Raw genomic sequence first — 11,316 nt, 5'->3', positions numbered from 1 at the left:
CGTGTCCCCCGTCCGCTCCTGCGTCGCCGCCGTCCCGTCCGGTGTGTCCCGCTGCGCCTCAGCGCCGCCGGTGAGGGGGCTTTTACGGTTCGCCCCCCAAACCCGCAAGCCCAAAATCGCAAAAAACAAAACTTTCTGCCTCGAAAAACAGCAACTCCAGTAAAATCAACAACTTACGCCGGAATAAACTCGCGCCTCCTGCCCCGCCTCCCGCCATCAGAACCGCCGCACTCCGCTCCAAACCCCGCCCCGGACCCCGCCGCCCCGGGATCCGGCGGACTTACCCACAGACCACCCCGCCTTATCCACAGGCCCGCCTCCGGAATCACAGAAAATCACCCCCGAAAAACGAGTCGCCCCGCGTCTTTCCCCGCAACAACTCGCCCGGAAAGGCCGCCAAAGCCCAATGCGGCATCAGACACAACATGCCAGAGCCGCCGGAGCGGACATTCCCACCTGGAGCATAACGGGCCCACCTGGAGCATAACGGGGGTTTCGCTTATGTCGGACAGGCCGTGGGCGAGCCTATCCGCTTCGGCGAAGGCCTGAACCGCTCCGCCATTGGGGACGTTCAGTGACCGGGCTAAACAAAAAGCCGGCACCGGCCGGGTGCGGGCAAGTCTGGGAGGACCGTCAAAGAGCCTTACAAAGATCCCCGGCTGATCGCTTCACCGCGGGTTTGCGCAGGCGTCATTCGCTGGAACCGGCCGTTTCCCGGACAGACCGGCTGGCCCCTTCGCTTGCGGCAAGAAATTCAGCCGTGTCCCCATCGGGCCGCCGCAGCAGGGGCACCGTTCGCGCAAGGCCTGCTGACTGTCGCCGCGGCGGCCAGGCGGCGGGCGCTGCAAGCTGCTGCTCCCGGAAAGGCGCCCGCCGAAGTGCGGCCGTTAAAATGCGAGGTGGGGCAAGCTGTGCGGCTGCAGCTTTAAGAGGGCCGCGATCTGCTCCAAGCCCTTGCGGAACCGGCCTTCCGCCTGAACCGCGCCCAAGGAAATGCGCAATCCGCCCGCCGAGCATGTTCCCGGGGCGAGGAATGGCATGTCAGGCATAACGGCGATTTGCATCTGGCGCGCATATTGCGAAAAACCGGCAGCGCTCCACCCCTCAGGCAGCGGCAGCCAAAGATGCATTGCAGAAGGATGCCCTGTCCAGGGGACCCCATGCAGCACCCGGCAGGCGATGCGGTGACGGCTTTTCAACGCTGCCCGCTGCCAGTCTGCAAGCTCCAGCGCCGTGCCGTCCAGCACCCAGCGGCTGGCCAGCGCCCGCATCAAAGGCATTGCCGCTCCTCCGAAACTCAGCAGGCGGCCCTTCAGCGAAGGAAGCAGATGGGACGGTCCGGCCATATATCCGGCCTGAAGCCCGGGCATCAGGCAAGTGCTGAGGGCGGTCATATAAAGGGACCGCTCCGGCAGCAGTGCGGAGACTGGCGGCGGGCGATCCCCAGCCACGGGGCCAAGCGGGTCATGCTCTATGATGTACAGGTCATTCTCTTGCGCAATCCGGGCCAGCGCCCTGCGCCGGCCCTCGGGCATCATCACCGGAACCGGATTTGCCAGCGACGGAAGCAAACACAGGACTTTGGCGCCGGAGGTCCGGCAGGCTTCCGTCAGGGCATCCGGCAGAATGCCATGCGGATCCGCTTGCAGGCCCACGTGCTTTAACCCCAGATAGGCGCAGCCGGACACAATCAGATTATCCGTGATGCTGTCAGACAGGACAGTATCGCCAGGGCGGGTCAGTGCCGAGAGCGCAACAGTGAACCCGTGACTGCCGCCATTCGTCAGAATAACCTGATCCGGAGCCGCTGCAAAACCGCAGGCTGCCAGCCACCGCGCGCCTGCGGTTCTGTCGGCACCGGTGCCGGCGACCGACTTGCACACCTGCAGCGCCGAGGGATCCAGTTCCGCCGCCAGCGCCTGCAAGGAAAGCTGAAACCGCCTGCTGTGCTGCTGGCTGCGGACAGGGTGGGAGTTGGAGAAATCAAACCCGTCCCCGGGTCCGGGCTCTTGCGGGGGGTCTTGCGGCGCCGGGCCGCAAACATAGCTGCCCCGGCCTATCTGCCCGTCAATCAGGTTCCGTTTGCGCAAGCTCTGATAGGCTTTGCTCACCGTGTGAACGCTCAGCCCAAGCCGGCCTGCCATTCCGCGATGCGGCGGCAGGCGGGCGCCGGCGGCGAGCTCTTCAGTCAGAATGGCCTGTTCAATGGCGGCGGCAAGGCTGGCGTGCAACGGGGCGTGCAGCGTTTCGGGATCAGGATACCACATGGCCGCCCTTCCCGTTTGCCCTCATGGCCAAAGCAACCGCGCGGCGTGAACCCGGCCCCGGGCTCACGCCGCTTTTGACCTCAGTTCCTGGCCGGTCTCCGGAATCAGCGCCCTATGCAAAACCGCAACCGCTGTTTCTGCTGATCTCCGCGGCACCGCAAACTGCACATCAACATTGCGCGGCGTCTGATGCGCGGCAATCACCTCGACACCAGCCTTGTCAAAGGCTGCAAGCCCGCGGCCAAGCGCCTGCACCCCGGACAGGTCGCGTCCGATCGCCGAGACAATCGACAACGATCGCGCACTGACCTGGGCGGAGGGATAGACGCGCTCCAGATCGCTCGTCACCCGGCGCACTGCTTTCAGAGACGCCTCAACATAGTGGGTGATGGTATTGGCGTTCGAGCTTTTGGAGATGATCCGGACACTGTGCCGGCGCAGGGCCTCAAGCACGGCGGCATCATAGCCTTTGACACCGACCATATCCTGTTCGAACAGTTCCAGCGCAACAGCATCAAGGCTTGTCACGATTTCGACCGCAGGAACTTTGGCTGGCTGGCTGTCAATGAGGGTGCCGGGATCCGAAGGTTCAAAGGCATTGGTCACGCGCAGGGCCACATCCGACTGCCGCAGGATCTTGGCGGCATTCGGGTGGATGGCCTCCATCCCCATGTTCGACAGCTGATCGGCCACATCATAGTTCGTGTGGCCCAGCTTGCGCACGGCTGCAGTGCCTACCAGCGCCGGATCGGCGGAAGACAGGTGGAATTCCTTATGGATGATCGCCTCTTTCGCCTTGGTAAAGGCGGCGATGCTGGAAAAGGTGACCTCGGAATAGCCACGGTCATATTCACGCATCAAACCCTCGCGGCATTGGGCATAGCCGGTGACGATGGGCAATTCCGAGGCCAGATCAAGATCGCGCAGCCCGTTGGCAATCCGCTCCTCCAGCGAGCATTCGCTTTCGTCCCGCCAGCCGCTGAGGTCCACGAAACTGGCGTTTACGCCTGCGCGCTGCAGCATCAGTGCGGTGACAAAGGCAGAATGCGCCTCGCCCAGGCCGGACAGCAGCTCGCGCACCAGCATCATCTGGCTCGACAGGCGGAAATGGCCGTAGGAACACAGGCGCTGCAGGTCGAACAGGCAGCTGCGGGCGCCTTCGATGCGGTCGCGCACGAAATCCTCTGCCCGGGCGCGGTCCGCCGGATTGTCCAGCACCCCGTTATGGGCTTCGGACATGGCGCCGGCAACGCGGGTCAGCGCATCAAGCCAGCCGTGGTCGTTGTCATCATTGGCAAACAGCGCGTAGACGCCGGGTTCGCCGCTCTTCTTGTGCTCCAGCAGCAGGTTGGTGATGCCGCCAAAGGCGGAAACCACAAAGATGCGGTGATAGAGCGAGGCACCGGTGCGGCCGCCGATGATGAGCGTATCGCGCAGCTCGCGGATACGGCTCATCGAGGTGCCGCCGATTTTCTCGACGGTATGGTCAGGGAAATTCAAAATGCTTCACCCGGCCGCAGCCGGGGCCTCTTCAGGTGGTTTCCAGCGCGTAGGAGCCGTCTTCGCGATGCACTTCGCTGCCGGTCACCGGCGGGTTGAACACGCAAGCCATGACCAGCTCTTCTTCGGCCCGCAGGGTGTGGCGGTCATGCTGGTCCAGCGCATACATGACGCCGGGCCGGATCAGATGCGTCTCGCCGGTGGCCAGATCGGTGATCGAGCCTGAACCCTGCATACAATAGACGCTCTCAAAGTGGTTCTTGTATTCGAACGTGTGTTCGGACCCGGCTTCGAGGAAGGTGATGTGGAAGGAGAACCCCATCCCGTCCTCGGCCAGCAGCATCCGGACCGAAGACCATTTGGCGTCAGATACAACGCGGTTGCGGTCGCTTTTGATAATGTCGTTATAGTCGCGAACAATCATGTCTTACTCCGCTGCAAATTTGCTTGAATCGGTCACACCGCGGATGGCGCTGCGCAGGGTGTTCAGACCTTTCACAAAGATCTCCTCAGGCGTGGTCAGCGGGGCCAGAACCTTGACCACCTGATCCTTGTTGCCCGAGGTTTCGATGATCAGGCCGTTCTCGAATGCACGGGCGCAAATGCTGGCGGCAAGGTCGCCGGACCCGACATCAAGCCCCTGCATCATGCCGCGGCCTTTAAGCCTGGACCCGGGGATCAGCCCGGACATTTCCTGCAGCGCCGAGGTCAGCAGCAGCGCCTTTGCAGCAACGCTCTGCTGAAAGCCGGCGTCCGCCCAGAATTTGCGGATAGCCACGCTGGCGGTGATAAAGGCGTGGGTGTTGCCGCGAAAGGTGCCGTTGTGCTCTGCCGGGCCGAAGATATCGTGCTGCGGGCGGGCCAGCATCAGCGCCATCGGCAGGCCGAAACCCGATACCGATTTTGCCAGCGTCACGATGTCCGGGGTGACCCCCATGTCTTCAAAGGAGAAAAAGCCGCCGGTGCGGCCGCAGCCGGCCTGGATGTCGTCGATGATCAGCAGGGCGCCGTGCGCTTTGGCCAGGGCAGCGATGCGCTGCACCCATTCCGGGCTGGCAGCGTTCAGACCGCCTTCGCCCTGCACGGTTTCCAACAGGATCGCCGCCGGGGCGTCGACACCGCTTGAGCCGTCTTCCAGCATCGTCTCCAGATAGGCGGCGGTATCAGTGTCCGCGCCGAAATAACCGTCATAGGGCATCCGGGTGACGCCGCTCAGCGGAGTGCCGGCGCCGCCGCGGTGGTAGCTGTTGCCGGTGGCCGCCAATGCGCCCATGGTGACGCCGTGAAACCCGTTGGTGAAAGCGATCACGTTGCTGCGGCCGGTCACCTTGCGGGCCAGCTTCAGGGCCGCCTCAACCGCATTGGCGCCGGTGGGGCCGGTGAACATGACCTTGTGGTCCAAATTGCGCGGCCGCAGGATGTGCTGGTCGAAGGCATCCAGAAAATCAGCCTTGGCGCTGGTGTGGAAATCCAGCCCGTGCGCCAGCCCGTCCGAGGAAATGTGGTCGAGCAGCGCCGCCTTCATGTCCGGGTCATTGTGACCGTAGTTCAGCGACGAGCAGCCGGCCAGAAAGTCGATATAGCTGCGGCCCTTGCTGTCAGTCAGTTGCGACCCCGTGGCCTGGGTGAAAACCGTGTCGAAGCTGCGGCAATAGCTGCGCGCCTCGGATTCGCGGCGTTTGAAAATAGAGATTTTGGCTGACATGTCAGTCGGCATAGTGTGTCCTTTTGGCAGTGTGCAGATCAGAACGGGCGTGCGCCACATGGGATCGGCCGGTCTCAAGCTGCCCAGCTGGGCGCCTGGGAGAAATCGATCGTGACCATGTGTTCGGTGCTCTGGCGATCGCGGAAGTGCTGGCCCTGGGTAAAATAGGGCTGACTGTTCAGCGGCGCGCTCCGGTTGGCTGCGAATTTGTGGAACAAAGCCCAGGAGGCCCTGTTTTCCTGCGTGATGGTTGTCTGCAGACGTTTGATTTTCTCGCAGGCCTTGCGGCGCAGCAGGCCGCTCAGCATCAGCGAGCCCAGACCGGTCCCGCGGGCTTTTTCTGACACCGCCACCTGCCAGACAAACAGCGTTTCCGGATCCTCGGGCAGTACATAGGCGGAAACCCAGCCGGCAATTTCGCCGCCGATCTCTGCCACAACGCAGGTATCGCGGAAGTGGTCGCACTGGATCAGATTGCAATACATTGAGTTCTCGTCGAGCGGTTTGCAGGCCCGCACCAGCTCCCAGATTTCGGGGCCGTCGTCTGCCTTGGGCTCACGCAGCGCGGGGGCTGCCTTCCGGAATAACTCTAATGCATGTCGCATCTGTCCTAGCGTCTCCATTATTGCTTTGGCAAGCTAAGTATATCGAGGTGATAATTATTTCAAGCCTTCAGAGAATTCCTGCGACAATGTGGCAATTTTCCATCATTTCAACGCGTTTCAGTGCGGCATCGCAGGGTTTTATGCTTCGCTTATCAAATTAAATTACAATGTGTGTGCCTTGATTGTCCCGCTGCGCTCTGCCAGAATCGGGATATGGACCGCATTGACTCAAGCCTGATCGCCCTGCGCCGGATTCTGCGTGCGACCGACCTGTTCAGCCGGGAACTGGCGCAATCGGTCGAGCTGACAGCCGCGCAGTTCCGGGTGCTTCAGATCGTCGCCGCCAGCCCGCACTGCACCGCCAAGGCAATCGCGCAGCAGATGCGGATCTCGCAGGCAACGGTGACCTCGCTGGTCGACAAGCTGGTTCGCAAGGGAATGGTGGTGCGGGAAAAGTCGCTGACTGACCGCCGCCAGACCAATATCCTTGTCACCGAAAAGGGGCGCCGGGCACTTGCCGATGCGCCCGATCCGCTGCAGCAGAGATTTGTGCGCAAATTTGCTGCGATGGAGGACTGGGAGCAGGCGGCACTGATTGCGGCGCTTGAGCGCGTGGCCTCGATGCTGGATGCAGAGGACATTGATGCAGCACCGGTTCTGGATACCGGCGAGTCCCTCACTGCCTCGTGAATCTGTGAGGACCGCATCTGCCTAAAGGCCGGCAGGTTGCATCATCCTCGTGCCCATCGGCGCCGGCAAGGTCCAAGCTGAACAGCTGCGCTCTCGAAGTGCCCGAGACCACCCCGTAGATGGTAATGCCGATGGACGGCGGGTTTCACCCCTCCAGTCATTTGCGGCACCAGGGTCTGCAGGCTCATCTCCGGGACGCAGACCAGAAAGCCGCTGCCTGTGCTGTTGCCCGGCCCCCGCATGCCCTTGGGGAACCCGTTGCATTGTGACCTCGTTCACAGGAAAGTTCCCGCAACCGGGCTATAGAGCGCAAATTCCCCGGCCGGCTGGCCTATTGGCTGGTTTGCGGGCGGTTTGCGCAACCGGACGTGAAAGCGCACGAAACAACAATGCGGGCAGGCGGCAAAACCGCCCGGAAGGAGTGACAGGAATGCGTTGGTGCAAAACCCTTGCCGTTGCGGGCGGTGTTGCCGTCCTTGCCGCAGCCGCCGCGGCCCAGCAGCCGCTGAAACCCGTGAAACTGCTGCAGGCGTCATCGGACTCGCTGATGCTGGAGCGGCAGTTCTTCGGCAAGGTCGCGGCCAAACAGACGGTTGATCTGGCGTTCCAGGTCGGCGGGCAGATCCTCAAATTCCCGGTGACCGAAGGCGGTTCTGTTGCGCAGGGCGGGCTGATTGCCGAACTGGACCTGGAGCCGTTCGAGCTGCAGCTGGAACAGGCGCGGCTGCGCAAGGAACAGGCCGACCGCACCGTGGTGCGGCTGGAAAAGCTGCGCGGCACCGTCAGCCAGGTCTCGATCGACGACGCCGAGACCGAGGCCGGCCTGGCCCGTGTCGCCCTGCGGGACGCCGAATATGCGCTTGGCCATGCAACCCTGAATGCGCCCTTTGATGCGCTGGTCTCCAGCCGCGAGGTGGAACAGTTCACCACCGTCAGCGGCGGCACCCCGATTGTGCGGCTGCACGACATGTCCGAACTGCACATCAAGGTGGATGTGCCCGAGGTTCTGTTCCAGAAGGCCGATCATAACGATATGCTGACGATGGTTGCGAATTTTCCCGGCCGGGATACCGACTACCCGCTCGAAATCCTGGAATACGACGCCGAGGCCCGCAGCGTCGGCCAGACCTACCGGGTGACCTTCCGCCTGCCCCCGCCCGGCGACCGCCAGATTCTGCCCGGCGCCTCGGCCACGGTACATGTGCGCGTTGACACCGGCGATGCGGCGATCCGGGTGCCCGGCACCGCGCTGGTCGCCGCCCCTGATGGCAGCACCGGGGTGATGCTCTTTGCCCCCGCAGGCGCCGACGACGGCACCGTCACCTGGACCCGCGTCAAAGCCGAGGCGACCCAGAACGGCGACTTCCGGATTGCCGAGGGCCTCACGGGCGGCGAGGAGATCGTGCTGACCGGCGGCGCTGCGCTGAAAGACGGCCAGCGGGTCAGCCGCTTCACCGGTTTCGGCAACTGAGGGCGGCCTGATGGACATTGCACGCGGGTCGATCAACCGGCCGCTCTACACCTGGCTCATCATGCTGGCGGCATTGCTTGGCGGGATCTGGGGCTTTTTGAACCTGGGCCGCCTGGAAGACCCGGCCTTCACCATCAAATCCGCGGTCATCGCGACCCAGTATCCCGGCGCCAGCAGCGCCCAGGTGGCGCTGGAAGTCTCGGAACCGCTGGAATCGGCGATCCAGAAGATGGGCGAGGTCAAGCTGATCACCTCGGTGAACCGGCCCGGCTCTTCGCTGATCGAAGTGGAGATGCAGGACACCTACGACGGCACCGAGCTGCCCGCGATCTGGACCAAACTGCGCGCCGAGGTTCGCGATGCGGCCCGCGCCCTGCCCGACGGCGTCAGCCCGCCCTATGTCAATGACGGCTTCGGCGATGTGTTCGGCCTGTTCTACGCGGTCACCGCCGAGGGCTACAGCGACGCCGAGAAACACGAACTGGCCAGCTACCTGCGGCGCGAGCTGCTGACCGTCGACGGGGTGGCCGATGTCGAAATCACCGGGCTGCCGCCCGAGGCCGTCTTTGTCGAACCCAAGATGGCGGTTGCGGTCAATCAGAACATCCCGATCGACGCCATCGGCAGCGCGTTGGCCAATGCCAACTCGGTCCGTCCGGCCGGCAGTCTTGAGGCCGGCCCCGCCGACACCCGCCTCAGCACCCCGGAAGGCTCGGACTCGGTCACTGCCATCGCCGGCCTCTCCATCGGCTCGCAGGGCGACGTGGTCAATGTGATCGACATGGCCGACGTCCACCGCGGCCGCCTCAGCGACCCGGACCTGCTGATCCGCTTCAACGGGGTTGAGGCCTTTACCCTCGGGATCGCCGGCCTCGCCACAGAAAACATCGTCGAAGTGGGGCAGAACGTCGACGCCAAACTGGCCGCCTTGGACAGCCGGATCCCCTATGGCGTGGACCTGAAACCGATCTATCAGCAGCATGTGGTGGTCGAGCAGGCCTCCAACGACTTCCTGGTCAACCTGGCGATGTCGGTCACCATTGTGGTGGTGGTTCTGGCCCTGTTCATGGGCTGGCGCGCCGCCGTGGTGGTCGGCTCCACCCTGCTGCTGACCGTGGTCGGCACCCTGTTCTTCATGAACATGCTCTCAATCGAGATGGAGCGGATTTCGCTGGGCGCGCTGATCATCGCCATGGGAATGCTGGTCGACAATGCCATCGTCGTCGCCGAGGGGATGCAGATCTCCATGCTGCGCGGCAAGACCTCGCGCGAAGCCGCATATGACGCGGCCTCGAAAACCCAGATCCCGCTGCTCGGCGCCACGGTGATCGGCATCATGGCCTTTGCGGGCATCGGTCTCAGCCCGGATTCTGCGGGCGAATTCCTGTTCTCGCTGTTTGCCGTCATCGCGATCTCGCTGCTGCTCAGCTGGCTGCTGGCGCTGACCGCAACGCCGCTGCTGGGCCATTATTTCTTTAAACAGGGCACCGAAGACAGCAAGGATGCCTACAGCGGCCTGCTGTTCCGCACCTATGGCAGGGTCCTGGCATGGGCGCTGAAACTGCGCTGGCTGGTGGTGGCCGGGCTGGCGGCCATCACCGTGATCTGCTTCATCGGCTTCGGCCAGGTCAAACAGCAGTTCTTCCCGGACTCCAACACGCCGCTGTTCTTTGTCCACTACAAGCTGCCGCAGGGCACCTCGATCCAGACAACCTCCAGGCATCTGAAGGTGTTCGAGGACTGGCTTGCCGAACGCGAAGACGTGGTCTCGGTCGCGTCCTTCGCCGGCCAGGGCGCCACCCGCTTCATGCTGACCTATTCGGCCGAAAAGCCGAACCCCAGCTACGGCCATCTGATCATCCGCACCGCAACACTCGATGCGATCCCGCCGCTGCAGGCCGCGCTTGAGGCTTTTGGCCAGGCGCAGTTCCCCGAGGGCGAATTCCGCACCAAACGGCTGGTGTTCGGCCCCGGCGGCGGCGACCCGGTCCAGGTGCGTTTCTCCGGCCCTGATCCCAAGGTCCTGCGCCGCTTGGGCGCAGAGGCGGAACAGCGGCTTGCGGCGGCCTCCGCCAATATCCTGACCCCGCGCCACGACTGGCGCGACCAGGAGCCGGTGCTGAAGCCGGTCTATGCCAGCGACCGGGCGCAAACCGCCGGAGTCACCCGCGAAAACATCGCCGATGCGCTGCAGTTTTCCACCGACGGGCTGCAGATGGGGGTGTTCCGCGAACGCGACCGGCTGATCCCGATCATTGTGCGACGGGCCCCGCAGGAGCCCTACAACATCTATAATCAGGTGGTGTTTTCCGCTTCGGCCGGCAAGTTCGTGCCGCTGGAACAGATGATCGACGGCGTTGATGTGGTGATGGAAAACACCCTGGTGCACCGCCGCGACCGGCTGCCGACCCTGACCGTCGGCGCCGACATCCCGCCGGATCTGACCGCCGCCACCGTCTTTGCCGAGGTGCAGGACACCATCGAGGCGATGGAGATCCCGCCCGGCTACCTGATGGAATGGGGCGGCGAGCATGAAAGCTCGGGCGATGCCAATGAGTCGCTGGGCAAGCAGCTGCCGGTGACGCTGCTGATCATGGTGCTGATCTCGGTGCTGCTGTTCAATGCGATCCGCCAGCCGGTGATCATCTGGCTGCTGGTGCCGATGTCGGTGAACGGCGTGGTGATCGGGCTGCTGGGCACCGGCTTCCCCTTCACCTTCACCGCGCTTCTGGGCCTGCTCAGCCTGTCGGGCATGCTGATCAAGAACGGCATTGTGCTGGTCGAGGAAATCGATCTGGTGCGCGAAACCGGCCTGCCCCTGCGCGAGGCCATCGTCGAGGCCTCGGTGTCGCGTCTGCGCCCGGTGATGCTGGCGGCGGTGACCACGATCCTTGGCATGGCGCCGCTCCTGACCGACGCCTTCTTTGTGTCGATGGCGATCACCATCATGGGCGGTCTGGCCTTTGCCACCGTGCTCACCCTGGTGGCCGCGCCGGTGTTCTATCTGATCTTCTTCCGGCGGGCCGAGAAACTGGAAATGGCGGCGGTTTAACACCTCCGCCCTCTGCTCTTTCGGGC

At 63.5% G+C, this 11,316-nt stretch carries 8 protein-coding genes; 3 read left to right on the top strand and 5 right to left on the bottom strand.

Annotated elements, in window-relative coordinates:
• Positions 1-887: 887 nt before the first annotated feature.
• The 5 genes from VOI29_RS05660 to ectA form a co-directional block, all read right to left on the bottom strand.
• On the bottom strand, positions 888-2,267 hold the full coding sequence (locus tag VOI29_RS05660; RefSeq protein WP_323776652.1) for a PLP-dependent aminotransferase family protein: 1,380 nt from the start codon (positions 2,265-2,267) through the stop codon (positions 888-890).
• A gap of 63 nt (positions 2,268-2,330) precedes the next feature.
• Positions 2,331-3,767: an aspartate kinase gene (locus tag VOI29_RS05655; RefSeq protein WP_323776651.1), complete on the bottom strand. Its 1,437-nt coding sequence runs from the start codon at positions 3,765-3,767 to the stop codon at positions 2,331-2,333.
• A 31-nt stretch (positions 3,768-3,798) separates the two neighbouring features.
• The gene (locus tag VOI29_RS05650; RefSeq protein WP_323776649.1) at positions 3,799-4,191 is read right to left on the bottom strand and encodes an ectoine synthase; all 393 of its coding nucleotides are present in this window, start codon (positions 4,189-4,191) and stop codon (positions 3,799-3,801) included.
• A 3-nt stretch (positions 4,192-4,194) separates the two neighbouring features.
• Positions 4,195-5,484 carry a diaminobutyrate--2-oxoglutarate transaminase gene (ectB, locus tag VOI29_RS05645; protein ID WP_323776647.1) on the bottom strand — a complete coding sequence of 430 codons (1,290 nt, stop codon included), beginning with the start codon at positions 5,482-5,484 and terminating at the stop codon, positions 4,195-4,197.
• 62 nt (positions 5,485-5,546) lie between these two features.
• Positions 5,547-6,077 carry a diaminobutyrate acetyltransferase gene (gene ectA, locus VOI29_RS05640; protein WP_323776646.1) on the bottom strand — a complete coding sequence of 177 codons (531 nt, stop codon included), beginning with the start codon at positions 6,075-6,077 and terminating at the stop codon, positions 5,547-5,549.
• Positions 6,078-6,290: 213 nt separating this feature from the next.
• On the opposite strand from ectA, the gene VOI29_RS05635 reads away from it, so the two are divergent.
• The 3 genes from VOI29_RS05635 to VOI29_RS05625 all read left to right on the top strand — a co-directional run bounded on the left by VOI29_RS05635 (position 6,291) and on the right by VOI29_RS05625 (position 11,290).
• Positions 6,291-6,767, top strand: a complete 477-nt coding sequence (locus tag VOI29_RS05635) for a MarR family winged helix-turn-helix transcriptional regulator (protein ID WP_323776645.1) — start codon at positions 6,291-6,293, stop codon at positions 6,765-6,767.
• Between the two features lie 430 nt (positions 6,768-7,197).
• The gene (locus tag VOI29_RS05630) at positions 7,198-8,238 is read left to right on the top strand and encodes an efflux RND transporter periplasmic adaptor subunit (protein WP_323776644.1); all 1,041 of its coding nucleotides are present in this window, start codon (positions 7,198-7,200) and stop codon (positions 8,236-8,238) included.
• Between the two features lie 10 nt (positions 8,239-8,248).
• The gene (locus tag VOI29_RS05625) at positions 8,249-11,290 is read left to right on the top strand and encodes an efflux RND transporter permease subunit (protein ID WP_323776642.1); all 3,042 of its coding nucleotides are present in this window, start codon (positions 8,249-8,251) and stop codon (positions 11,288-11,290) included.
• Positions 11,291-11,316 lie beyond the last annotated feature (26 nt).

This window comes from Leisingera sp., assembly GCF_034669605.1.
In the GTDB taxonomy this organism is placed as follows: domain Bacteria; phylum Pseudomonadota; class Alphaproteobacteria; order Rhodobacterales; family Rhodobacteraceae; genus Leisingera.
This window is presented reverse-complemented; position numbering and strand designations above follow the sequence as displayed.